The following is a 25,275-nucleotide window of genomic DNA, read 5'->3' on the forward strand; positions in this document are numbered from 1 at the left end:
TACCGGAAAATGTTTAGACTTTAAGCAATTTCAGCGTGTTATGGCTCTGTTACCGATGTGTTTACGCGGGTAACAGGCGAGCTCTGGCGGTTCTCCCAGAGCACCGTCAGACCGCGCTGCAGGGCAATAAAAATAAACAGCAAAATGCCGATGGCGATCTTCGTCCACCACGAGCTGAGCGTGCCGTCGAAGTTAATGTAGGTCTGAATCAGCCCCTGGATCGCCACGCCGAACAGCGTGCCCAGCACCGTGCCTACCCCGCCGCTGAGCAGCGTGCCGCCGATAACCACAGAAGCAATCGCATCCAGCTCAACGCCGACGCCCGCCAGCGCGTAACCGGCCTGGGTATACACAGAGAAGACGATCCCCGCCAGCGTCGCCAGCCCGGTCGACAGCATATAGATGCGGATGGTGGTGCTGCGGGTGGAGATCCCCATCAGGTTGGCCGACGTGGCGTTACCGCCAATGGCGTAGACCTGATTGCCAAACCGGGTGCGGTGGGCGAGGAAGATGCCAATCACCACCACGCCCAGCATCAGCAGCCCCATCGCGCTCAGGCGGCCGCCGCCGGGGATTTTCCACGCCAGGCTGGAGAGCGTGTCGTAGATGGGGTGGTTAATCGGGATCGACTCCTCCGACACCAGATAGCTCACGCCGCGCAGGAAGAACATCCCGGCGAGGGTGATGATAAAGGCAGGAATTTTCAGCGCGTCGATCAGCAACCCCATAAAGGCACCAAACGCGCAGCCCATCGCCAGCACCAGCGGGAATGCCACCAGCGGAGAGATGCCCCAGAACCCAATGGCCTTCGCGAGGAACACGCCCGTAAACGCGATCACCGAGCCGACGGAGAGATCGATCCCGCCGGAGAGGATCACAAAGGTCATCCCTACGGCGATGATGCCTAAAAAGGCGTTATCGGTCAGGATATTGCAGATCACACGTGTGGAGGCGAAACCGGGAAACTGGGTGAGGCAGTAGAGATACCCCAGCACAAACACGCCCAGCGTGATCATCAACGGCAAATTACGTTTTATCATGGCCACGGATCCCCTTAATGATGCTGACAAAGCGCGGCGACTGGACGATCAGCACGCAGAGCACGACCACCGCTTTCACCACCTGGTTGAGTTCCGGCTGGAATCCCGAGAGCAGGATGCCAGTGTTCATGCCCTGAATGATCAGCGCCCCCACCACCGAGAGCAGCAGGTTAAAGCGCCCGCCCATCAGCGACCCGCCGCCGATCACCACCGCGAGGATCGCGTCCAGCTCCAGCCATAACCCGGCGTTGTTGGCATCGGCCCCGCGAATATCCGCCGCGACGATGACCCCGGCGATGGCGGCGCACACGCCGCTCAGCACGTAGGTCAGCATCACCATCAAGCGGGTGTTGACCCCGGCGTTACGCGCGGCGCGGATGTTGATCCCCACCGCTTCAATAAACATGCCGAGCGCCGTTTTGCGGGTAAAGAGCCAAAAGATAACCAGCGTCACGAGGGCAATAATCACCGGCGTCGGGAAGAACAGAAGGTTGCCGCTACCGAGCCACGCCAGGCTCGGGGAGTTAAAGGTGACGATCTGCCCGGACGTAATCAGCTGCGCCACGCCGCGCCCGGCCACCATCAGTATCAGGGTGGCAACAAAGGGCTGAATTTTCAGCACCGCCACCAGAATGCCGTTCCAGAGCCCGGCTAATACCCCGGAGCCCAGTGCGGCCAGCAGCACCACCGGCAGGCTGTGCCCGGCGACGGTCATTGAGGCGGCGGTGGCGCCAGCAATCGCCATCACCGCGCCGACGGAGAGGTCAATCCCGCCGGTGGCGATCACCAGCGTCATACCAATCGCCAGCAGCGCGACGGGCGCAGCACGGTTCAGGATATCAATCGGGCTGCCAAACAGGCGGCCATCCTGCACGATGATCTGGAAGAAATGCGGCGCGACCAGGCTATCCACCAGCAGTACCACCAGCAGCGCCGCGATTTGCGGCGTGCCGGTCGGCCAGCTAAAGCGGCGCTTTGACTCACCGGTTTGCGAAAGTGAACGGGGCATCACGATTAGCTCCTTACGCCGCGATGGCATTCATGATTGCCGGAACGGACAGCTTATCCAGCGGGATCTCTGCCACCTGCTTGCGATCGCGCATGATAATGACGCGATCGGCATAACCCACCAGCTCCTCAAGCTCGGACGAAATGACCAGCAGCGCCAGACCGTCCGCGCACAGCGTTTCGATAAGCCGGATAATTTCGGCGTGCGCGCCTACATCAATGCCGCGCGTCGGCTCGTCGAGGATCAGGAACTGCGGTTTGGTCAGCAGCCAGCGCGAGAGGAGCACCTTCTGCTGGTTACCGCCGGAGAGAAATTCAATGGGCTGTTCCGCGCTCGGGGTGCGAATACCAAGCTGACGGATAAAGCGCTCGGCAATGGCGTTTTGTTCTTTACGCGGAATGGGACGCAGCCACCCGCGCTGCGCCTGTAGCGCCAGAATGATGTTTTCCCGCACCGAGGCGGCGGCAATAATACCGTCCGTTTTCCGGTCTTCCGGGCAGAAGCCGACGCCCAGACAGGACGCCTGATGCGGCGATCGCAGGGTTTGCGGTTTGCCCCTGATCAGCGCCCTGCCGCTGTCGGCAGGTTTGATCCCGAAGATCACCTCGGCGGTTTCGGTTCGGCCTGAGCCTAGCAGGCCCGCCAGGCCAACAATCTCACCGGGGCGAACCTCAAGGTTAAACGGCGAGATCACCCCTTTTTTGCCGTAATCACTGAACGCGGCGACCGGTTTTTCGCTCAGCAGCGTGCGCCCTGCACGCTGAAGGGCGTTGGTTTCCAGCTCTCGGCCCAGCATCATTTTCACCAGCTCAATCTGCGGTAGCTCGCGGGTTTCGCGGCAGCCGACAAAGCTGCCGTTGCGCAGCACCGTGATGCGATCGCTCACTTCATACACCTGATCGAGGAAGTGCGTAACGAAGATCAGGCTCACGCCTTGATCGCGCAGCTGGCGCATCAGGGTGAAGAGCATTTCGACTTCCTGGGTATCCAGGCTGGCGGTGGGTTCATCGAGGATCAGCACCTTTGCCGAGAGATCGATAGCCCGGCAGATAGCGACGATCTGCTGCATCGCCACGGAAAAGCGGTTCAGCGGCTCGCGGACGTCGAGGGAGAAGCCGTACGATTCCATCAGTTTTGTCGCCCGCGCTTCCATCTCTTTGCGGCGCAGCAGGCCAAAACGGCGTGGCTCACGGCCAATAAACAGGTTATCCGCCACCGACATGTTTGGCAGCAGGTTGACTTCCTGATACACCGTCCCGATCCCCAACTGTTGGGCATGGGCGGTATTTTTTGGCGAAATGGCGTTACCTTCCAGCCAGATGGTGCCGCGATCGGCGTGATACACGCCGGTCAGCGCTTTGATCAGCGTCGATTTCCCCGCGCCGTTCTCGCCCAGCAGCGCCATGATCTCACCGCGACGCAGGCTGAAATCGACGTTATCCAGCGCCTTCACGCCGGGGAAGAATTTACTCAAGCCCTCTGTGCGGAGGATTTCCTGGTGTTGTTCAGTGGTCATGGTTTTCCCCCTGCATCAAGCCGGATGGCGCTACGCTTATCCGGCCTACAAAAGAGCGTATCGTAGGCCGGGTAAGCGCAGCGCCACCCGGCAATTTCACTGGATCAGTAGCCCATATTTTTCTTCTTCTCTAACTCTTCTTTTGCCGTGTCAGGCAGGTAGAGCGTGGACTTGGTGACCGTCACTTTCTCAGGCATCGTGCCGTCTTTTTTGAATTTCTCCAGCGCGTCGAATGCCGGGCCCGCCATGTTCGGCGTCAACTCCACGCTGGCGTTGGCTTCACCGTCGATCATCGCTTTGTAGATGTCCGGCACGCCGTCGATAGAGCCGGTGAGGATATCTTTGCCCGGTTTCAGACCCGCTTCTTTAATCGCCTGAATCGCACCGATCACCATGTCATCGTTGTGGGCGTAAACCATGCAGATGTTCTTGCCGTTGTTTTCAGCCTTGATAAAGCTTTCCATGACCTCTTTGCCCTTACTGCGGGTAAAGTCACCGGACTGAGAACGGATAATTTTGATGTTTGGCGCTTTGGCGATGGCTTCAGCAAAGCCTTTCTTACGGTCGATGGCCACGCTCGCACCGACGGTGCCCTGCAGTTCAACGACGTTACACGGCTTGCCGTCGACCTGTTTCACCAGCCAGTCACCAATTAACTGTCCTTCAAGAACGTTATTGGCCGTCACGGTGGTCATATAGAGAGATTTGTCTTTTACATCAATGGAACGATCGAGCAGGAAGACCGGGATCTCCGCGTCTTTCGCTTCCTTCAGTACGGGCTCCCAGCCGGTCGCCACGACGGGCGCAATAAAGATGGCATCTACGCCCTGGGCGATAAAGGAGCGTACGGCTTTGATCTGGTTCTCTTGTTTTTGCTGACCATCGGCGATTTTCAGCGTGATCCCGCGTTTCTGGGCCTCGCTTTTTGCTACGTTGGTTTCTGCCGCGCGCCAGCCGGATTCAGAGCCGACTTGCGAAAAACCTACGGTTAAAGGTGCGGCCATCGCCATAGACGACATGGCTGCCGAAACTGCTGTGACAAGAAGTAAGCGCTTCCACATATGAACGTCCTCGTAGGGTGAGTTATTGTTGGTTAAAAGATGTTCTGCGAAATGACTATAGCCAATGAAATATGTAACGAATTGCGTTACATCACACTTCAGAAAAGTGAATAAAACGTTAATCACAAGTTTGTAATCGCTTTCATTTCACCATTAAAAATGCGGCTGAGTTTATGGATTTTCCTGTCATGGAAACGGTCTGAAAAGTGGGGTTAACGAGGGAAGATGGCGAAAACAGGCGGAGACATTCAGCGCGAGTTGGCTATAATACCTGCCACTTGTTTACCATCCATTTTAAAGGACACCGACATGAGCTTACTCAACGTCCCTGCGGGTAAAGAACTGCCAGAAGACATCTACGTAGTTATCGAAATCCCGGCTAACGCAGATCCTATCAAATACGAAATCGACAAAGACACTGGTGCGCTGTTCGTTGACCGCTTTATGTCTACCGCGATGTTCTACCCATGCAACTACGGTTACATCAACAACACCCTGTCTCTGGACGGAGATCCGGTTGACGTGCTGGTCCCAACGCCATACCCACTGCAGCCAGGCTCAGTCATTCGCTGCCGTCCAGTTGGCGTGCTGAAAATGACCGACGAAGCCGGTGAAGATGCGAAACTGGTTGCGGTACCGCACACCAAGCTGAGCAAAGAGTACGATCACATTAAAGATGTGAACGACCTGCCAGAACTGCTGAAAGCGCAGATCAGCCACTTCTTCGAGCACTACAAAGACCTCGAGAAAGGCAAGTGGGTTAAGGTTGACGGCTGGGACAACGCTGAAGCGGCGAAAGCAGAAATCATCGCCTCTTTCGAGCGCGCTGCTAAGAAGTAATTCTTACTGCCGATCGACAAAGCCCCGCATGTCGGGGCTTTTTTGTGGCTGGAGAGTTTTGCCCGGCGGCGCTACGCTTGCACGGGCCTACATGTTCATTGCAGGCCAGGTAAGCACAGCGCGACCCGGCAAGAGTCGCAAAAAAACAACGCCACCTCACGGTGGCGTTGTTTTTTTTCAGTACTGGTCTCTGTCTAACCAGTTACCGCTTTCAATCCGCGTTAGCCCATCAACAGGACGCTGATAAACGTACATCCACGCACTTCCGTATGGCGTCTGGATCAACTGGCGAGCGTATTCACCGCCCCTGGTGCGCAAGGCATCAAGTTCGGCAAGCGTAGCATTGTCAATACGATAAACTTCACCCTGTACTGTTCCTTCCCCCGGAACCGCGCCTGGATAGTGGCCCAGACTGTACAACTGGTAGTTCTCGATATTGTAATTCCCCAGCAGCAGGGCATTGGTCATCCAGTGACTGTTGCCTTGCTTGGTTCGTAAACTGCCGTACACAAATATTCGCATTGCTAAAACTCAAACTGATAGAGCAGATCAAGTGCCTGGTCTACGCCGGACACTGCTTCCAGATATAGCTTAGGCATCAGGCGATAGCGTAGCGTGAGTGTTGCCAGTGAGTCAAAGATCCCCACACCATATTTTACCTGCAGACCCGGCAGTACATAGCCGCTGACCACCACCTGCGAGGAGTCGCCCACGCCCTGGGTGTCCAGCGCCAGATTGCTTACGCCGAACGTCTCGCCGATTTTACCCACAACCTGACCACTTTGTGCAACCCCCAGACCCACTAACATTGATGTCATCGCAGCACCATCGCCTTGTGCACTATCCAGTCCCTGTCCACGCAGGAGATAAGAAAGTGCTTCTTGCTGCGACATGGCCGGGTCGGAGAAGATCTCCGCTTTGGGTTCGTCGGCAGAGCCGGTGACACGCACGCCAGCAATCACATCGTTTTCAGTCGCTTCAGGGTTACGAATGGCTTCGATATTGAGCACCGGCTGATCCGGTGGACCGGAGAATAACAGCTCGCCTTTACGCACAATCAGATCCTGACCATAGGCGTGGAAACGCCCATCAGGAATATTGATTTGCCCGTTGAGGCCCAGCCCTTGACTGTCCTGCGCCACTTTCAGATCGCCCGTGAGTCTCGCCTTCAGCCCAAACGCATCCAACCGCACGTTATTCCCCACGTGCACGATAAGATTACTATTGATTGGTATGCCTGCGCTCTGTTGTTCAACAGGTTTCAGATTTTCATTGAGCATAACTTCATCGCTGGAGACGCCGACTGCACTTTCCGGTACCTCGTGAACCACGATACGCGCCCACGGCACGTCGACACGACCGTCCAGAGTGAACAGGCTCGGTGTCGCCTCAAAGACGACGTCAGGTGAGACATCCAGACGCACCATCGGCGGTACGGTGATGCGTACCCGGCTCCCCTTCGCCGCGATGCGTGCGCGCCAGTTATCAAGCTGGCTCCAGTCAGCATCACCGCTCAGATTAATTTGCCCCTGCTGGGTCAGCACCGAGCCGCTCAGCGTCGAACTCATGCCGTTGAAGTTCAGTGCAATCTGGCTCGGCTGCATGTCGAACGGCATAAAGTTACCGTCAATATCGAGCCCGCTGAGCCGCATCTGCCCAAACAGCTGCGGGCTTTCCGCGTTGCCAGCCAGACGCAGATTGGCATTGAGCAGTCCCTCAGCTTTTTCCCCGCGCGCGAAAATGGGGTTCACCATCGCCAGGTTGAAATTGCGGATATTCACGTTACCGCCGAGATTACGCCGCCCTTGCGGATCGGTAATCTGCACCTGCCCGTCCAGCTGACCGTTGTTGGTCAGGCGGATCGTCCATCCCAGCTCAGCACGGTTGTTACGCAGATCGGCACTCAGGTTCAGGGTGTCGAACGCCACCGGCAGCGGTGCGTCGTTAACTTCTTGCGTCACCTTCACGTTACGCCCGGAGAGCGTCACGCTGCCCTGCGGCAGCCCCTCTTTGGTGGTGTCCCATGCGACATCCGCTTTACCGCTAAAGACGCCGCTGGCCTGGGTCGTATCCGGCATAAACGGCTTTAGCATCGCCAGATCGAAGCGGTTGAGGTTAATCTGTGCGCGCCCTTCTGCCCCCGCATCAATAGTCTGCGGTACGCAAAGTTCTGCGTTAGGGTTGGTCCAGCAGTGCGGTCCGATGCTGATCTTCTGCTCGGCGTTGCGGTAGTCCAGCGCAATCGAGCGAGACAGCGCCAGCGGCCCAACCGGCGTGCTGAAGCGGGTGTTATCTAACTGCCCCTTCCAGCGTTCCGCTTTGCGGTCGAAACTTCCCGTCAGATGGAGCTGGCCGGATACCGGTTCGCCCTGCACGCGCAGCTGGAGGTCATGCTGCTTCTCGTTGCCTTTGGCTTCCAGCGTCACCAGATTGATGTTCACATCCGGCTGAGAGATTCGCTCCACGCGCAGGTTCAGATTGCCGCCGATCTGATCGGTGGATTTTACATCTCCTTCAACGCGAACGCGGGCGACGGACAGTTCCTGCCAGCGCAGGTTATTGGCGGTGATATCCGCCAGCAGCTGCGGCGCCTCCACCGTACCGCGCACCTTCACCAACCCTTTCGCCGTGCCGCCAAGACCCGGCAGGGCGTTATCCAGATTCGGCGCGTCGATGGTGGCATCCAGGTTGAGATCCTTCACGCCCAGCTCGCCTTTGATATCCGCCGTGTTGCGGCCCAGCGCCACGTGCAGCCCCGGGATGATCCACTGCAGATAGCTGTTGCCTTTCAACGAACCTTCAACGTTAACCTTGTTCTGCTTCACGTTCCCGGTGAGCTTGATTTCCGGTACGTCCATCTGCCAGGTGCCGCCGTACAGGCTGCCGCGGGTTTTAATCAGGCCGTCCAGTTTCGACGGCCAGTCCGGCACCTCTTTGGCGGTGTTAATGCCCGTCAGCTTCAGCTCGCCGCGCCAGCTGATTGCCTGCTGCCAGTCGAGCAGCGCGGTCAGCTCGGTTTTGCCTTCCAGCGCCGCGACGGTCAGCTTGTCGAGGTTAACCTGCTGTTCGTTGCCTTTTGCATCCAGCGTAATGTTCGCGGGCGGCACGCCCTGCCCCTTCACCGCGGTGCTGAATGACAACGTGTAATCGGTCATCTTGCCGCTCAGCTTCAGCTTCAGGTCATCGGCCTGGAACTGTTTTTCGTCGGTGAACGGCCAGTAAAGCTGTTTGCTGACAATTTCCAGGTTGAGCGGTAAACCGGCTTCTGCCAGTTGGGTTTGCCCGCGCAGCACCATATCCACCGGGCCGGAGAGGTTAACGCCGAATTCCAGCTTCTCGCGCAGCGCGCCGCCGACGTTGACCTTCACCTTTTCACCCTTCAGCGGGTCGATGTTCAGGGCGCTGTTGAGGGTGATATCCACCGGCCAGTTGTCGCGCAGCAGGGCATTCCCTGACGCATTGACAGAGCCCTGATTGGTGTCGATATCCAGCGCGTCGAGCTTCATGTTGCCGTCAATGCTGCTGACTTTCAGCAGCATGTTATAGACCGTCAGGTCGGTATCGCCCGTCAGACGCAGCTGTTCGCCTTTGAATTCCTCAATGTTGAGGTTCAGCGGCAGATGCACGTCGGTCATCTCCGGCAGAACCGGTTTCGAGAAGAGATCTTTCAGCGTTTCACCCAGCGGCTTTTCTTCCGGCTGCGGGTTCTGGATCTTCGGCTCGACAATCTCTTCCTGCGCCACGTCGGCCACTTTCGGTAGCGCAATCAGCAGCCCCTGCAGGGACGTTGGCGTCAGGGTAAGGTTTTTCTCCTGCCAGCGCAGGCCGGAGGTGAAATCCATCACGGACACGGTGGTGTCGTCGATTTTGATATTGACGTTATCCAGCGCCACCCGATAGAGCGCAATCGGGTACGGTGTGGAAAGATTCAGCGGGCCGCTGTCCTCTTCCTCAACCGGCGCAGACTTTGGCATTTTTTTTGAATCTATCGCCACGTTCACATCTTTTAGAGACAGATCGTTCACGCAGAGCTTACTGTCCCGCAGGCAGCCCAGCTTCACGGCCAGATGGAATTCGCCTGCATTAACGGCCACGCCCGGCTGCTCATAACGAATGTTCTTCAAACGCAGGTCGCGCCAGCCGCCCGTCACCTGCCCAATTTCCAGCCCCGGCACCCAGCGGTTAGCCGCGTTAAACAGCAGATGCAGGCCGGTGGTGGTGCCCACCAGAAACGCCACCGTACCGAGCAGCAGCACGATAAAAATCAGTACGCCGAGGCTTATCTTCTTCCATAAACTCATAATTCAGGCCCCAGACCGATGTAAAACTGTAAACCGTGTTCGTCTTTGTCGCCCACCGGAACGGCGAAATCGAGCTTGATGGGCCCGACGGGTGACTGCCAGCGCACGCCTACGCCCGCGCCGGTTTTGAAATCGCTGCGGCGGATATCGTTTACCGCCTCACCGCCGTCAACGAACATCGCTCCCCACCACTTGCCGCTGACGTTGTACTGATACTCCAGCGAGCCGGTCGCCAGTTTGGATGCCCCGGTCAGCTGGCCTTTTTCGTTTTCCGGTGAGATAGATTTGAACTTATAGCCGCGAATGCTGCGGTCGCCCCCGGCGAAGAAGCGCAGATCGGGCGGCACGCGTTCGAAATCGCCCGTTTCAATCCAGCCCAGGTTGCCGCGCATCACAAAGCGGTGTTTGTCATACAGCGTACGGATCCAGACGTTTTGCGCCTGAAAGACGGAGAAGTCCACGTCGGAGCCCCAGGCGGTGTTGGAATAATCGATGGAGTAGCGCTGTGAGTCGCCCCAGGTCGGCATCAGGCCCCCGCGCGAGCGGGTGCGGCTGATCATCACGCCCGGATAAAGCAGCATGGTGGTATTGGTGACGTTGGCCTGGGTAAAGTGGTCGAGGCTCCAGCGCAGGTTAATGGCGCGCTGCCAGCCGCTTGAAAGATCCCAGAAACGCGATACGGCAAGCGTCGTTGAGTCCTGCTCGGTGTCGTTCAGGTCGGTGCGCTTAAAGCCGCCCTGCAGAAGGTAATACTGCTCAAGCGGATTTTTCAGCAGCGGCATTTTGTAGCTGAAATCCAGCTGCTGCTCAGGCGCAGAGAGGCTCAGACTGGTGGTCAGGCTGTGGCCGTAGGAGTTCATCCACGGTTTTTTCCACGAGGTTTTCACGCGTGGGCCAACGTCCGTCGAATAGCCCACACCGGTTTCAATGGTGTTCTCGGTGCGCGGAGAGACCACGCCATGCAGCGGCAAGACTTTCGTTTTACGGGACTTTTCAAATTCCGGCGCGACAATCACCGAGTTAAACCAGCCGGTTGCCGACAAACGGCGGTTGAGTTCGCCCAGGTCGCTCGACTGGTAATAGTCGCCTTTTTTAAACGGTATCAGGTTTTGCAGGTACCCCTCGCGGATCTGCGATCCTTCGAACGTCACATCGCCAAAACGATAGCGTTCACCGCTGTCGTAGTCGATGTCCCAGAAGGCCTGACGCCTCTCCAGCGCTACGCCAAGCTGGCTTTTATTAAACTGGCTGTCGAAATAGCCTTTACGTAGCGCTACGTTGGTTAAGGATTTTTTAAAATGATCGTAGTCGCCGTGATTCAGAACGGTGCCAACTTTAGGACGGGTACTCAGCAGATCCAGGTAATCCCGATCCGTACGCGCGCCGCCGCGCAGCACCACGTTGGTACCGCCAATCAATACCGGCTCACCCGCTGAGACGCGGGCAATCAGCACCTGACGCCCCTTCTTTGGTGGCGGGCGGAGGTCGAAATCAATGGTGGGTTCGTAATACCCCAGCGCTTTCAGTCCTTCGCGGATCGCGTCATCCACGCGCGCGCGAAAACGCCGGTCCGGCGTCACTTCGTCACTCTGGATCGTCGATAACTGCGCGCGCACGTTTTTTTCCAGCGCCCCGGATAACCCCTCAACCTGCAAACGGACATTCGCCGCGCTGGCAACCCCGCTTGTCAGCAATACACTGACCAAACATAACTGGCGGATTTTTGTCACGTTTTCTCCTGAATATCCCTGTTTCCACCCTGGAAGCAAATGAAATGCCGCTCTGCGGCAAAAAAACGGCCTGTTAGCCAAAAACCCAAATCGTGGGTTGAAAATGGGTGTAACACCCAAATATTTCTTATGATTAAATCTAGACTTATTCAGCGCATTTATTGTGTTCAATTAAACGCTTCGTGACAACCTTAACCGAAACATCGCTACCCGGGAGGCACCATCGTGAGTTTATTCGACAAAAAGCATCTGGTTTCACAAGCAGATGCATTACCGGGACGCAACACCCCTATGCCTGTGGCGACCTTACACGCCGTAAACAACCATTCAATGACAAACGTTCCTGATGGAATGGAGATCGCCCTGTTCGCCATGGGCTGCTTCTGGGGAGTTGAACGTTTGTTCTGGCAACTGCCCGGCGTTTACAGTACCGCAGCAGGCTATACCGGCGGTTACACGCCAAACCCAACCTACCGCGAAGTGTGCTCCGGCGATACCGGTCACGCGGAAGCGGTTCGCGTAGTGTATGACCCGGCCATCATCAGCTACGAACAACTGCTGCAGGTGTTCTGGGAAAATCACGACCCGGCGCAGGGCATGCGTCAGGGTAACGATCACGGCACCCAGTACCGTTCGGCCATTTATCCGCTCACACCCGAGCAGGATGCCGCCGCGCGCGCCAGCCTCGAGCGTTTTCAGAAAGCCATGCATGACGCGGGCGATACGCGCGAGGTGACCACGGAAATCGCCACCGCGAAGCCGTTCTATTATGCCGAGGACGACCACCAGCAATATCTGCATAAAAACCCGTATGGCTACTGCGGTATCGGAGGCATCGGCGTCTGCCTGCCGCCACAGCTGGCCTGATCACTGGTCTAGCGCCACGCGAGCCGCGTGGCGCGTCGCATTACTCACCGAACCAAAATCCATCACCTTCCCCTGCAACAGCAAATTATAAACCGGCGCCTGAGGTCGGTTGAGCCGCGTTTGCAGCAAATGCACCGCTTCTATCCCCAGTTCACGACAGGGCACCGTGACGCCGGTGACCGGTTTTTCCAGGCGGTGCGCTAAATTCCAGGCAAAATCGGTGGTGATGAGTGAAATGTCTTCCGGGATACGAAGCCCGTGACGCGTCAACGCTCTGATCACCCCCTCCACCATGCTGGTACTGTTGGGGAAAATCACTTCCGGCCACTGGGCTTTATCGTGACTCGACAGCCACTCATCCAGCGCCTGTTCGGCCTCTTCCGCGGTAAACCACTCCGTCACTAACAAATCACGTCGTGGCTCAAAGGCAATGTGAAAATGGCGGTACGCCTCTTTGATCCCATCCAGGCGAGCATAGAGCGTATCCCGCCGCAGACACGTTAAGGTCAGCACCCGGCGGTGTCCCTGCTCAAAAAGGTGCTGCATGGCGGTAAAACCAATGGCCCGATGGTCGGGCGAAACGGAGTCCAGCACCCGATCCCTGTCGACGGAATTAATTAAAACGCAGGGTTTATTGAGCGTGCTGGCCAGTTTAAATATGGTGGAATCATCCGTGCCAATGATAATTATCGCGTTGATATTTTTATGACTGGCCTTTTCCAGAAACAGTTTTACATCGGCGTGCTGTTCTTCTAATCCGCAATAGCTGACCCAGACATTATGCGGCGCGCTGGCTTCGGTTATTCCTTTGGTCACTTCGAGATAAAAAATATCGCCGCGGCCCTGAAAGGTTCTTTCCGGCGCAAAAACAGCGATACCGTTAATTAATAGCCGCCCGCTTGCCATGGATTCAAGGACACCTAATTCCCGCGCGGTGCGAACAATCGCTTCCCGGGCCTTATCGCTGGTATACGACTTCCCGCTTAGCACCCTTGAGACAGTGCTAACGGAATAGCCCGTCAGGGAGGAAATTTCCTCCATTTTTAACTTACCCGCCATAGTGTGACCTCGCTCCCAATCAGTTTTTGCAAATATTTGCAGAAACAGCGCATTGATTTTAAAACTAAATTTCAAGATGGTTAGAGTTTACTTATTGACCTTGCGAGTATTCTCACAAAAACACATTGTCGCTGCGCCTGAGCTTTCCTATTTTCCGGTCATCACTCTTTTCGACTGAAATTAAGGTGAGACATGGAGAAGGTACGTTTTGGCATTATTGGTATAGGTAATATTGGCACGGTCCACGCGCGCTATTTACTGGCAGGTACCGTCAGCGACGCCTGCCTGGCGGCAGTTTGCGATAACGCGCTGGAAAAGCATCCTGCCATTCGTCAGATGGTCGGCACCCTCCCACTGTTTAGCGATGCGCAGGAGATGCTCCAGAGCGGGCTTATCGATGCGGTCATTGTCGCCACGCCGCACTATGAGCACCCGCGCCTGTCGATGCTGGCGATGCGCAACGGCATCCATACCTTGTGTGAAAAACCGGCGGGCGTGTACACGGCGCAGGTTCAGGAGATGAACGCCTGTGCCCAGGCGTGCGACGTGGTGTTCGGCATCATGTACAACCAGCGCCCGAATCCGCTCTACCAGAAAGTGAAAGATCTGATCGACAGCGGCGAGCTGGGTGAAATCCGCCGTTCAAACTGGATCATCACCAACTGGTATCGCTCGCAGAGCTACTACAACTCCGGCGGCTGGCGCGCCACCTGGAAAGGTGAAGGCGGCGGCGTGCTGCTCAACCAGGACCCGCATCAGCTCGATCTCTGGCAGTGGCTGGTCGGCATGCCGGTCCGCCTGCGCGCGTTCTGCCAGTTCGGTAAGCATCGCGATATCGAAGTGGAAGACGAGGTCACCGCCTACGCCGAGTATGCCAACGGTGCCACCGGCGTATTTATCACTACCGTCGCCGAAACGCCGGGCACCAACCGCCTGGAAATAGCGGGCGATCGTGGCAAAGTGGTCGTCGAGGAGGGGAAACTGCGCTACTGGCGACTGCGCGAATCCGAAACCGCCTTTAATGCCCGCTGGCAGAACGGCTTTGGGGAGCCTGAGTGCTGGGAAGTCTCTATCCCCGTCGCCCCTGAATACAGCGAACATCACATCATTACCGCCAACTTCTGTGCGGCCATCCTGCGCGGCGAACCGCTGATTGCGCCGGGTCTGGAAGGGATCCATGGGCTCACGCTCTCTAACGCCATGCACCTTTCCACCTGGACAGACGACTGGGTCGAGCTGCCGCTCAACGAAAAACAGTATCTGCGCCTGCTTCAGCAACGCATCAGCACCTCAGTGGCTAAAGAGACAGCCAGCGTCACGCTGGATGCCTCTGGCACCTGGTAACTCCGGAGAAGAAACGATGTTAAATGTCGCCATTGTGGGAACGGGGAATATCTCGCATAACCATATTCAGGGCTATTTGCAGTTTGGTCCGCGCTGCCGGATCGTTGCGCTGGTGGATATCTACCCGGAAAAAGCGGAAGAGAAAAAAACGCGCTACGGCCTGGCAGATGCCCGCGTGTATGAAAGCCACCGGCAGATGCTGGAATCTGAGCCGAATGTCGACATCGTCGACGTCTGCACGCCGCCCTACGTCCACGCAGAGATCAGTATCGACGCGCTCAACGCCGGTTGCCACGTGCTGTGCGAAAAACCGATGGCCGCCTCGCTGGAGGAGTGCGACGCGATGATCGCCGCCCAACAGGCCAGCGGTAAAACGCTCTCCATCATTGCCCAGAACCGCTTTACCGATGCCTTCTGGCGCTTAAAAGCGGCGCTGGACTCCGGCCTTGCCGGGAAAGTCTGCCATGCGCAGGTGGATTCGTTCTGGTGGCGCGGTCACTGCTACTACGACCTGTGGTGGCGCGGCACCTGGGAAAAAGAGGGTGGCGGCTGCACCCTTAACCACGCTGTTCACCACATCGACGCCATTCAGTGGATGCTCGGCTTCCCGTCCGAGGTGGTGGCGATGATGACCAACGTGGCGCACGACAACGCTGAAGTCGAAGACCTCAGCGCCGCGATCTTCAAATACCCCAGCGGCGCGCTCACGCAGTTGACCGCCTCGGTGGTGCACCACGGCGAAGATCAGAAAATGATCATTCAGGGTGATAAGGCGCGCATCTCTGCGCCGTGGCAGGCCTTTGCCAGCGTCAGCGCCGATAACGGCTTCCCGCAGGAAACCCACGACCAGCAGCGAGAAGCACAGCTCAACGCCGTTTTTCAGGAGACGCCAAAGCTCGAGTGGACGCTGCACACCGGGCAGATCAATGACCTGCTTTATGCCATTGAGCACGGCACGGCGCCGCTGGTAGACGGCGTGCAGGGCAAACGCTCGCTGGAGCTGATTACCGCCATTTATAAATCAGCCATCACTCGCGCTGTCGTCTCATTGCCCATTGGCCGCGACGATCCGTTTTACCGTACCGGCGGGACCAACGCCCTCGCCCCCCGTTTTTATGAAAAATCCGCAAGCGTCGCCAACTTCAGCGAAGTGGGTGCGATTCCCCTCGGCAAAGATCTGGATTAAGGAGTGACACCATGAACAAGAATGACGGTATGAACTACGCCCCGGTGGGCAAACCGCAGCCGGTTGTCCGCGAGGGTGAATTCGTCTTCGCCGCCGCCGCGCTCGACCACGGCCATATCTACGGGATGAGTAACGGCCTGATAGAAGCCGGAGCCACGCTGAAGTGGGTATACGACCCCGATCCGGCCAAAGTGGATAAATTTATCCAGCAGTACCCGCAGGCAAAAGTGGCTGAGTCTCTGGAGGTGATCCTCAACGACGACGAGGTGCGTCTGGTTGCGGGAGCAGCAATTCCTTCCGAGCGCTGCGCGCTGGGGCTGAAAGCGATGGCGGCGGGAAAAGATTACTTCACCGACAAAGCGCCGCTCACCACCCTTGAACAGCTGACGGACGCCAAAGCGATGGTTGAAAAAACCGGGCGGAAATATGCGGTGTACTACAGCGAGCGTCTTCACGTCGAGAGCGCGGTTTTTGCCGGGCAGCTGGTGCAGCAAGGCGCCATTGGCCGCGTCGTGCAGACCCTGGGAACCGGCCCACACCGGGAAGGCACGGGCCGCCCGGACTGGTTCTACGATCGTCGCTACTTCGGCGGCATTCTGTGCGATATCGGCAGCCACCAGATTGAGCAGTTCCTGTTTTATACCGGCAACAGTGAGGCATGCGTGGTCGCCAGCCAGGCCCGCAATGTCAACCATCCTCAGTATCCGGCGTTTGAAGATTTCGGCGATGCGATGATCAAAGGCGAAAACGGGGCCAGCGGCTATTTCCGCTGCGACTGGTTCACGCCGGACGGACTCTCCACCTGGGGCGATGGCCGCCTGACGCTGCTCGGCACCGACGGATATATTGAGATCCGCAAATACGTCGATCTCACCCGTGGCGAACAGGATGTGGTGTATCTCGTCAATAAAGAGGGGGAATTCCGTTATCCGGTGGCCGGACAGGTCGGGTTCCCGTTCTTTGGCGAGCTGATCCTCGACTGCCTGCACCGCACCGAAAACGCCATGACGCAGGCACACGCTTTCAAAGCTGCCGAACTGTGCGTGAAGGCTCAGATGCTGGCCAACGCGACGGAATAACGGGAGGCAACGATGACGATCCTGAACACGGCAATTATTGGCGGCGGTGCGATCCACGTCTGCCATGTGAATGCTCTCCGCCAAATTCCTGACGTGGCGCTACGCGCGCTGGTGGATATCGACAGCGTCAAAGGGCTAAAGCTGGCGATGGACTATCGGTGCCGCTTTTATCAGGATTACCGGGAAATGCTGCTGGATGACAGCATCGACGTGGTGCATATCTGCACGCCTCACTTTGAACATAAAAACATGATCCTGGCGGCGCTGGCTGCCGGAAAACACGTTTTCTGTGAAAAGCCGGTGGGCATGAACGGCAGTGAACTGGTCGATATCGCCCGCGCCGTTGAGCAGGCGGAGGGGCAGCTTGGCGTCTGCTACCAGAACCGACTCAACCCCACCAGCCTGCGCGTGCGTCAGGAGTTAGCCCATGGCGGGCTGGGTAAGATGCTCAGCATCAAGGCGGTATTAACCTGGTCACGCTTCGGCACCTACTACACCGACAGCCCGTGGCGTGGGCGACTGGCGACCGAAGGCGGCAGCCTGCTGATCAACCAGGCAATCCACACCCTCGACCTGATGCAGTGGTTTGGCGGCGGCGTCACGCGGCTGAAAGGCGTAGTCGATAGCGGAGAACTGGCAAACGTGACCGAAGGGGAAGACAGCGCGATGGCGACGCTGCATTTCGCCAACGGCGCGCGCGGCCTGTTTTATGCCACCAACTGCCACACCACGGATTCCCCTCTCCTGCTGGAGATCCACTGTGAACACGGTTCACTGCTGCTGGAACACAACGTTCTCTGGCGTATCACGCCCGGTGAACGCCTCAAACTGACAACCGACGATTCACCCGACGGCTCGGTCAAAAGCTACTGGGGTCTGGGTCATCAACAGGCTATCCGTCGCTTTTATCACGCCCTTATTCATCCGGAAAACAGGGATTACACCGATATCCATGAAGCCGGCAAATCACTCACCCTTGTGGAGGCCATTTATCGCTCATCTCAATTACGACAATGGATAGAGATCAATAACTAGAACGTAATGTGCAATCCAGACGTTAATAAAAACACGACCTGACATACAGGTTAAACATTACCCTACACTGGATATTATTATGGTCAAACCAACTGAACGTAGAGTTGGTTATGGCGTAGCGCTTGGCTACGGCATAACCGATCTGTTTGGCGGAGGCGCTTTCGCCATTATCGGCACCTGGCTGTTATTTTTTTACACCACCTATTGCGGACTCTCTGTGATTGAAGCGGGCTCAATATTTGCCATTGCCCGCGTCATTGATGCGTTATTAAGTCCCATTATGGGTTATATCACCGATAATTTCGGGGATACCTGGCTTGGACGAAAATTTGGTCGTCGCCGCTTCTTTTTATTACTCAGCTCCCCGTTAATGTTTCTGTACGCCCTGCTCTGGATGACGGACATGGGATACTGGTACTACCTGGGCACCTATCTGTCTATCGAACTGCTGTCGGCAATGGTGCTGGTGCCCTGGGAGACGCTGGCGGCAGAAATGACCAACCGCTACGAAGAGCGCAGCCGCCTTTCGGGCGTGCGGATGATCTGCTCACAGCTGGGCGGTTTTCTTGCTGTATCGGTCCCCGGTGTGATTATGCAATTCACCGGCAAAGATAATCCGTTTACCTATACCCTCACCGGACTGATATTTTCCTGCGTATTCTGCCTGGCGGTATTTATTACCTGGTACACCACCTGGGAAGCAAAAGATGTTCATCAGGAATCGAACTTCAAGGTGGATAATCAGCGTAAAGGCGGCCTGGGGAATCACTTAAAATATCTGGTGCTTGATCTCTTTTCGTCATTCCGCATCCGTGCGTTCCGCCTGCATATACTCATCTATATTTTTTCTTTTACCGCGATGGATGTATTCGGTTCAGTCTTTACCTATTACGTGGTGTATTGCCTGAGCCAGGATGCCTCTGCGGTTTCCGGCTGGCTAAGCATTGCGGCCTTTGCCTCGGTACCGGGCACGTATGGGTTTATGCTGCTGTTGAACCGGCTAAACATGACGCCTTCTGCCGCCCTGCGGCTCTCGTACGGCTGTATCTTCCTGGTGCTGGCGTTTCTGTTTACGGTCTACCTCACCAAAACGCAGGTGCCGACGCTGCTCTTCTCAGCGGTCTTTATCCTGCTCGGTGCGGCACGTTCCGGCCTGTATTACATCCCCTGGAATATTTACAGCTTTATTCCGGACATTGACGAGATGGTCACGCAGCAGCGCCGCGAAGGGATTTTTGCCGGGGTGATGGTGCTGACCCGCAAAAGCACCGTGGCGATTGCCATCATGATTATCGGCCTGGTGCTGCAGGAGTCCGGTTTCGTGAAGGGCAGCGGTGCGCAGCCTGAAAGCGCGCTGGGTGCCATTATCGGGCTGATGATTTTCGCCACGGCAGCCCTGCTGACCGTCAGCTTCTTCACGACATACAAATTCAAGCTGACCCGTGAGACACACAAGGTACTGCTCAAAGAAATTGCCCGCCGCAAGCTGGGCGGCGATTATCGCGACTGCGACGAGAAAACCCGCGTGGTGATCAAGCAGCTGACGGGCTACGAGTATGACCAGGTGTGGGGAGGCGATGCAACGCGCCGTGCAGTGGGTAACGTCCCGCTGTCGACCGTCAAATAGCGACATATGCCGGGCAGGCACCCCACCTGCCCGGCCTTTTTTTGCCCAAAATGTGACCTCTGGCAGATTTACATCTCTTTACGCTATACTACCCGCTGAAATAATCGGCTCAACGCTACGAGCTGACGTTCAATGTGTCTTCACACAAATGGTATCAACTCCCCTTCTGAGGATCTGGCGAGAAGCCGGATAAACTATGTTAAACAGTATTTTAGTAATACTTTGCCTTATTGCCGTCAGTGCATTTTTCTCGATATCCGAGATCTCGCTGGCCGCGTCCCGTAAAATCAAACTTAAGCTGCTTGCCGATGAAGGCAACATCAACGCCACGCGCATCCTGAAAATGCAGGAAAACCCCGGCATGTTCTTCACCGTGGTGCAGATTGGCCTTAACGCGGTCGCCATTCTCGGCGGTATCGTGGGTGATGCGGCGTTTTCCCCGGCGTTTTATAGCCTGTTTGTGCAGTACATGTCCGTTGAACTGGCCGAACAGCTGAGCTTTATTCTCTCCTTCTCGCTGGTGACAGGCCTGTTCATCCTCTTCGCAGACCTGACCCCGAAACGCATCGGTATGATTGCGCCAGAAGCCGTGGCTTTGCGTATCATCAACCCGATGCGCTTCTGCCTGTACGTGTTCCGCCCGCTGGTGTGGTTCTTCAACGGCCTGGCAAACGTGATTTTCCGCATCTTTAAGCTGCCGATGGTGCGTAAAGATGACATCACCTCCGACGACATTTATGCGGTTGTAGAAGCCGGGGCGCTGGCCGGGGTGCTGCGCAAGCAGGAGCACGAGCTGATTGAGAACGTTTTCGAACTCGAATCCCGTACCGTGCCGTCTTCCATGACGGGCCGTGAGAACATTATCTGGTTCGATTTACACGAAGATGAGCAGAGCCTGAAGAACAAAGTGGCGCAGCATCCGCACTCTAAGTTCCTGGTCTGTAATGAAGATATTGACCACATCATCGGTTACGTCGACTCCAAAGACCTGCTGAACCGCGTGCTGGCCAACCAGAGTCTGGCGCTGAACAGCGGTGTGCAGATCCGCAATACCCTGATTGTGCCGGACACTCTGACGCTCTCAGAAGCGCTGGAAAGTTTCAAAACCGCCGGGGAAGACTTCGCGGTGATCATGAACGAATACGCGCTGGTGGTGGGTATCATCACCCTGAACGACGTGATGACCACGCTGATGGGCGATCTGGTGGGCCAGGGGCTGGAAGAGCAGATTGTTCAGCGTGACGAAAACTCATGGCTGATCGACGGCGGTACGCCGATTGAAGACGTGATGCGCGTGCTGGACATCGACGAGTTCCCGCAGTCGGGCAACTACGAGACCATCGGCGGCTTTATGATGTTTATGCTGCGTAAAATCCCGAAACGTACCGACTCGGTGAAGTTTTCCGGCTACAAGTTTGAAGTGGTGGATATTGATAACTACCGCATCGACCAGCTGCTGGTGACGCGCATCGATAACAAACCGACCGTGCTGGTGCCGAAGCTGCCGGATGCGGAAGAGAAGGTGTCGGCGTAAAGTCCCTGCCCCACATACATCAACGGCTCCCATTGGGAGCCGTCTTTTTAACTACTGCATAGCACGTTGGTTAAGCCATCTCAGTCTGCAGACGCATAACCTGACGGTTGACTTCGGACATCACAGACAGGTGCTGTTTGTCCTTCACTTTTGGGATAAGGATTTTGCCCTTATCAAATTCAAAAGCGCCAACATCCTTGATATACAACCGTCCACGGAACAGGATCTTCACGTACTTCGCCACCTGAAGCGGGTTGTAGCGTTGGAAAATTTTCATTCTTGTATCTCCTGCGAATCATACGCTCTTGCGGTGCCACAATCGGCCCGACTGTCCTGAGCGCAAATTTTATTGCCCAATGACTATAGACCAGAACTACGTTGTTACCCAGTGTGCATAAGTTTATTTACCGTTTGATTACAATTATTCAGAATAATCTTTGCAAACCGTGACTCAGGGCAGTATAAGCCGTCGTTTTTTCATGGATATGTGCGTTCACCCGCAAACTGGCATCGGGATTGCGGGAAAACCCCATTGATCGCACTTATGATTAAAAGCGTAAGACCAAGTGGTCGGATCACCTGCTAACAAAAAAGGAAACACCATGACCCTACGTAATATCCTTGCAGCAGCCTGCCTGCTGCTGCCCCTGTGGGCTTGCGCTCACACGATTGAAAAAGGACAACGCGTACCGCCAGCCGGCATTGCTGACCGGGGAGAATTGATTCTCGACAATGATAAGTTTAGCTACAAAGCCTGGAATAGCGCGCAGCTTGCGGGCAAAGTGAGAGTTGTACAACATATTGCCGGTCGTACATCCGCGAAAGAGAAAAACGCTACCCTGGTGGAAGCGATCAAGGCCGCAAAATTCCCGCACGATCGCTACCAGACCACCACCATTGTGAACACCGATGATGCCATCCCCGGCTCCGGCATGTTTGTGCGCTCGAGCCTGGAGAGCAACAAAAAGCTCTACCCGTGGTCGCAATTTATCGTCGACAGCAATGGCGTGACGCGTAAGGCGTGGCAGCTTGACGAAGAGAGCTCTGCGATTGTGGTGCTCGATAAAGAGGGACGCGTGCAGTGGGTGAAGGACGGCGGATTGACACAAGAGGAAGTGCAGCAGGTGGTTGCTCTGCTGCACAAGCTGCTGGCTCAGTAAATTGAAACCCGGAAGCCAGGGTTGAGGAACGATTCGCGCGGGGTATAGTCCAGCGGCTTACCCTGCCAGTCATGAACATGCGCACCGGCCGCCGCCGCTACCGCGTGCCCTGCCGCCGTGTCCCAGACGTTGGTTGGCCCAAATCGCGGGTAAAGCTGCGCATGTCCTTCCGCCACCAGGCAGAACTTGAGCGATGAACCAATCGACGTCGTCTGGTGTTCACCCAGCTGCTGCAAATACTCCTGCAGTTCGCTGTCGCTGTGGGAACGGCTGATCACCACCAGCGGTGGACGCGCATCACGCACCTGAATCTGCTTACGCACGCCGCACTCTTCCTTCCAGGCTTTACCTTCCGCAGCGCTGTACATGACTTTCATTACCGGTGCGTAGACCACGCCGAGCACCGCTTTTCCCTTCTCAATCAGGGCGATGTTGACGGTAAACTCACCGTTGCGCTTGATGAACTCTTTCGTTCCGTCCAGCGGATCCACCAGCCAGTAACGCTGCCAGTGCTGGCGCTCGTCCCAGCCCTGCGGCGCTTCTTCTGACAGGACGGGAATATCCGGCGTTAACGCCTGCAAACCTTTCAGGATCACGCCATGCGCCGCGATATCCGCCGCCGTGACCGGGGAGTCATCCGCTTTGCTGACAACGTCCATCGGCTTATCGCCGTCGTACACTTGCATAATGGCATCACCCGCATCCCGTGCGAGCTGACAAATTTTATCTAACATTCTCCACCTCTTCGTTAACGCAGTGGTCATAACTCGTTGTTTTATTTATATCGTAATGTGAACAATTCTGCTATCTGTGAAGCAATTCCGGTTTCACTACCCTTATTTCTGGCAGGATTCACACTTCTGTAAGCAACGCGATATACATACATAATCTTTTGTGGCTTGGATCGAAAAAAGGACTCTTCTGATGATTAAGTTTAGCGCAACGCTCCTGGCGACGTTGGTGGCCGCCAGCGTTCAGGCGGCAACGGTGGATCTTCGTATTCTGGAAACGACCGATCTTCACAGTAACATGATGGACTTCGATTACTACAAAGATACGCCTACCGAAAAATTCGGACTGGTACGCACAGCAAGTTTGATTAACGCCGCCCGCGGTGAAGTGAAAAACAGCGTGCTGGTCGATAACGGGGATTTAATTCAGGGTAGCCCATTGGGCGATTACATGGCCGCGAAAGGGCTGAAAAAGGGCGAAATCCATCCGGTTTATAAAGCAATGAATACCCTGGACTACACCGTTGGCAACCTTGGTAACCACGAATTTAACTACGGTCTGACATACCTGCACGATGCGCTGGCAGGGGCCAAATTCCCGTACGTTAACGCCAATATCATCGACGTTAAGACCCAAAAGCCGCTGTTCACTCCTTACCTGATTAAAGAGACCGAGGTTGTCGACAGCGAAGGTCATAAGCAGACGCTGAAGATTGGCTACATCGGCTTTGTGCCGCCGCAGATCATGACGTGGGATAAAGCCAACCTCGACGGGAAAGTGACCGTTAACGACATCACCGAAACCGCGCGCAAGTATGTGCCGGAAATGCGCGAGAAAGGCGCTGACCTGGTGGTGGTTGTCGCCCACTCGGGTCTCTCCGCTGACCCGTATCAGGCAATGGCGGAGAACTCCGTTTACTACCTGAGCGAAGTGCCGGGCGTTGACGCGATCCTGTTCGGCCATGCTCACGCGGTCTTCCCGGGCAAAGATTTCGCCAGCATCAAAGGCGCGGATATCGAGAAAGGGACGCTCAACGGCGTGCCGTCGGTGATGCCGGGGATGTGGGGCGATCATCTCGGCGTGGTGGATCTGGTGCTAAATAACGACGGCGGCAGCTGGAAGGTGACGCCGTCAAAAGCCGAAGCGCGCCCGATTTACGACGCTGCGGCTAAAAAATCGCTGGCAGGTGAAGATAAAAAGCTGGTCGACGTGCTGAAGCATGACCACGATGCGACCCGTGAATTCGTCGGCAAGCCGATTGGGAAATCCGCCGACAACATGTATAGCGTCCTGGCGCTGGTGCAGGATGACCCAACCGTTCAGGTGGTCAATATGGCGCAAAAAGCCTATGCCGAACACTTTGTTCAGGGCGATCCGGATCTGGCAAAACTGCCGGTGCTTTCAGCCGCTGCACCGTTCAAGGTGGGCGGACGCAAGAACGATCCGGCAAGCTACGTGGAAGTCGAAAAAGGCCAATTGACCTTCCGTAACGCCGCCGATCTCTATCTTTATCCGAATACGCTGGTCGTCGTCAAAGCGACGGGGAAAGAGGTGAAAGAGTGGCTGGAATGCTCCGCCGGGCAGTTCAACCAGATTGACCCGAACAGCAGCAAGCCGCAGTCGCTGATTAACTGGGACGGGTTCCGCACCTACAACTTCGACGTGATCGACGGCGTGGAGTATCAGATTGATGTTACTCAGCCAGCCAGATACGACGGCGAGTGCCAGACCATTAATCCGCAGGCTGAACGTATTAAAAACCTGACCTTCAACGGCAAGGCAATCGACCCGAATGCCACCTTCCTGGTGGTGACCAATAACTACCGCGCCTACGGCGGTAAGTTTGCCGGAACGGGTGACAGCCACATCGCTTTTGCTTCACCGGACGAGAACCGCTCGGTGCTGGCGGCGTGGATTAGCGCGGAATCGAAGAAGGCGGGCGAAATTCATCCGGCAGTGGATAACAACTGGCGTCTGGCGCCGATCCACAGCGATACGAAACTGGATATCCGCTTTGAAACCTCGCCGTCCGATAAAGCTGCCGCGTTCATTAAGGATAAGGCGCAGTATCCGATGAAGAAGGTCGCAACGGATGATATCGGGTTCGCGATTTATCAGGTGGATTTGAGCAAGTAGCGGTGATTGTGCCGGGTAG

At 56.2% G+C, this 25,275-nt stretch carries 20 protein-coding genes; 10 read left to right on the forward strand and 10 right to left on the reverse strand.

What is annotated here, in order from left to right:
- Window positions 1–38: 38 nt before the first annotated feature.
- The 4 genes from yjfF to ytfQ all read right to left on the reverse strand — a co-directional run bounded on the left by yjfF (window position 39) and on the right by ytfQ (window position 4,626).
- Entirely contained in the window at window positions 39–1,040 is a 1,002-nt protein-coding gene (gene yjfF / locus ACTJJA_RS11330) for a galactofuranose ABC transporter, permease protein YjfF (RefSeq protein ID WP_042714276.1), read from the reverse strand.
- A complete protein-coding gene (gene ytfT / locus ACTJJA_RS11335; RefSeq protein WP_172411126.1) occupies window positions 1,027–2,052 on the reverse strand; it encodes a galactofuranose ABC transporter, ATP-binding protein YtfT in 1,026 nt (341 codons plus the stop codon). Before ytfT ends, yjfF begins: the two co-directional genes overlap by 14 nt.
- A 10-nt stretch (window positions 2,053–2,062) precedes the next feature.
- Window positions 2,063–3,565: a galactofuranose ABC transporter, ATP-binding protein YtfR gene (ytfR, locus tag ACTJJA_RS11340; RefSeq protein WP_440668023.1), complete on the reverse strand. Its 1,503-nt coding sequence runs from the start codon at window positions 3,563–3,565 to the stop codon at window positions 2,063–2,065.
- A 104-nt stretch (window positions 3,566–3,669) separates the two neighbouring features.
- On the reverse strand, window positions 3,670–4,626 hold the full coding sequence (ytfQ, locus tag ACTJJA_RS11345; protein ID WP_014882271.1) for a galactofuranose ABC transporter substrate-binding protein YtfQ: 957 nt from the start codon (window positions 4,624–4,626) through the stop codon (window positions 3,670–3,672).
- 309 nt (window positions 4,627–4,935) lie between these two features.
- Here ytfQ and ppa point away from each other — a divergent pair, with 309 nt between their 5' ends.
- Window positions 4,936–5,466, forward strand: coding sequence for an inorganic diphosphatase (gene ppa, locus ACTJJA_RS11350; protein WP_020684412.1), 531 nt, complete (start codon window positions 4,936–4,938; stop codon window positions 5,464–5,466).
- A 177-nt stretch (window positions 5,467–5,643) separates the two neighbouring features.
- Here ppa and ACTJJA_RS11355 read toward each other — a convergent pair whose 3' ends face one another.
- The 3 genes from ACTJJA_RS11355 to tamA are packed head-to-tail and all read right to left on the reverse strand — an operon-like array spanning window position 5,644 to window position 11,497.
- Entirely contained in the window at window positions 5,644–5,988 is a 345-nt protein-coding gene (locus ACTJJA_RS11355; RefSeq protein ID WP_010427401.1) for a gamma-glutamylcyclotransferase family protein, read from the reverse strand.
- A gap of 2 nt (window positions 5,989–5,990) precedes the next feature.
- Complete coding sequence (tamB, locus tag ACTJJA_RS11360) at window positions 5,991–9,767, reverse strand: autotransporter assembly complex protein TamB (protein WP_440668026.1); 3,777 nt, start codon at window positions 9,765–9,767, stop codon at window positions 5,991–5,993.
- A complete protein-coding gene (tamA, locus tag ACTJJA_RS11365) occupies window positions 9,764–11,497 on the reverse strand; it encodes an autotransporter assembly complex protein TamA (RefSeq protein ID WP_440668028.1) in 1,734 nt (577 codons plus the stop codon). The genes tamB and tamA overlap by 4 nt, the downstream gene beginning before the upstream one ends.
- Window positions 11,498–11,722: 225 nt before the next feature.
- Here tamA and msrA point away from each other — a divergent pair, with 225 nt between their 5' ends.
- Window positions 11,723–12,364: a peptide-methionine (S)-S-oxide reductase MsrA gene (gene msrA, locus ACTJJA_RS11370; RefSeq protein WP_440668030.1), complete on the forward strand. Its 642-nt coding sequence runs from the start codon at window positions 11,723–11,725 to the stop codon at window positions 12,362–12,364.
- On the opposite strand, the gene ACTJJA_RS11375 is transcribed toward msrA, so the two are convergent.
- The gene (locus ACTJJA_RS11375; protein ID WP_440668032.1) at window positions 12,365–13,423 is read right to left on the reverse strand and encodes a LacI family DNA-binding transcriptional regulator; all 1,059 of its coding nucleotides are present in this window, start codon (window positions 13,421–13,423) and stop codon (window positions 12,365–12,367) included.
- Window positions 13,424–13,615: 192 nt separating this feature from the next.
- On the opposite strand from ACTJJA_RS11375, the gene ACTJJA_RS11380 reads away from it, so the two are divergent.
- From ACTJJA_RS11380 to ACTJJA_RS11405, 6 genes are all read left to right on the forward strand, one after another.
- Window positions 13,616–14,767 (forward strand): Gfo/Idh/MocA family protein, encoded by a 1,152-nt coding sequence (locus ACTJJA_RS11380; RefSeq protein WP_440668034.1) that lies wholly within the window; start codon window positions 13,616–13,618, stop codon window positions 14,765–14,767.
- 16 nt (window positions 14,768–14,783) lie between these two features.
- On the forward strand, window positions 14,784–15,953 hold the full coding sequence (locus ACTJJA_RS11385; protein WP_440668036.1) for a Gfo/Idh/MocA family protein: 1,170 nt from the start codon (window positions 14,784–14,786) through the stop codon (window positions 15,951–15,953).
- An 11-nt stretch (window positions 15,954–15,964) separates the two neighbouring features.
- A complete protein-coding gene (locus ACTJJA_RS11390; protein ID WP_440668038.1) occupies window positions 15,965–17,032 on the forward strand; it encodes a Gfo/Idh/MocA family protein in 1,068 nt (355 codons plus the stop codon).
- Window positions 17,033–17,044: 12 nt separating this feature from the next.
- Complete coding sequence (locus ACTJJA_RS11395; protein WP_440668041.1) at window positions 17,045–18,067, forward strand: Gfo/Idh/MocA family protein; 1,023 nt, start codon at window positions 17,045–17,047, stop codon at window positions 18,065–18,067.
- A gap of 79 nt (window positions 18,068–18,146) precedes the next feature.
- On the forward strand, window positions 18,147–19,694 hold the full coding sequence (locus tag ACTJJA_RS11400; RefSeq protein WP_089599724.1) for an MFS transporter: 1,548 nt from the start codon (window positions 18,147–18,149) through the stop codon (window positions 19,692–19,694).
- 196 nt (window positions 19,695–19,890) lie between these two features.
- Window positions 19,891–21,228, forward strand: a complete 1,338-nt coding sequence (locus tag ACTJJA_RS11405) for a hemolysin family protein (protein ID WP_042715770.1) — start codon at window positions 19,891–19,893, stop codon at window positions 21,226–21,228.
- Between the two features lie 70 nt (window positions 21,229–21,298).
- Here ACTJJA_RS11405 and ACTJJA_RS11410 read toward each other — a convergent pair whose 3' ends face one another.
- Entirely contained in the window at window positions 21,299–21,505 is a 207-nt protein-coding gene (locus ACTJJA_RS11410; RefSeq protein ID WP_003856054.1) for a DUF1107 domain-containing protein, read from the reverse strand.
- Between the two features lie 325 nt (window positions 21,506–21,830).
- Here ACTJJA_RS11410 and ACTJJA_RS11415 point away from each other — a divergent pair, with 325 nt between their 5' ends.
- Window positions 21,831–22,388: a YtfJ family protein gene (locus tag ACTJJA_RS11415; RefSeq protein ID WP_440668044.1), complete on the forward strand. Its 558-nt coding sequence runs from the start codon at window positions 21,831–21,833 to the stop codon at window positions 22,386–22,388.
- Here the strand turns inward: ACTJJA_RS11415 and cysQ are convergent.
- Window positions 22,382–23,122 carry a 3'(2'),5'-bisphosphate nucleotidase CysQ gene (gene cysQ, locus ACTJJA_RS11420; RefSeq protein WP_440668046.1) on the reverse strand — a complete coding sequence of 247 codons (741 nt, stop codon included), beginning with the start codon at window positions 23,120–23,122 and terminating at the stop codon, window positions 22,382–22,384. The two genes, ACTJJA_RS11415 and cysQ, sit on opposite strands and share 7 nt — an antisense overlap.
- A 190-nt stretch (window positions 23,123–23,312) precedes the next feature.
- On the opposite strand from cysQ, the gene ACTJJA_RS11425 reads away from it, so the two are divergent.
- Entirely contained in the window at window positions 23,313–25,256 is a 1,944-nt protein-coding gene (locus ACTJJA_RS11425) for a bifunctional 2',3'-cyclic-nucleotide 2'-phosphodiesterase/3'-nucleotidase (protein WP_440668048.1), read from the forward strand.
- The last annotated feature ends 19 nt before the right edge of the window (window positions 25,257–25,275 follow it).

Source organism: Enterobacter sp. 22452 (assembly GCF_052045065.1).
In the GTDB taxonomy this organism is placed as follows: Bacteria; Pseudomonadota; Gammaproteobacteria; order Enterobacterales; family Enterobacteriaceae; genus Enterobacter; species Enterobacter mori.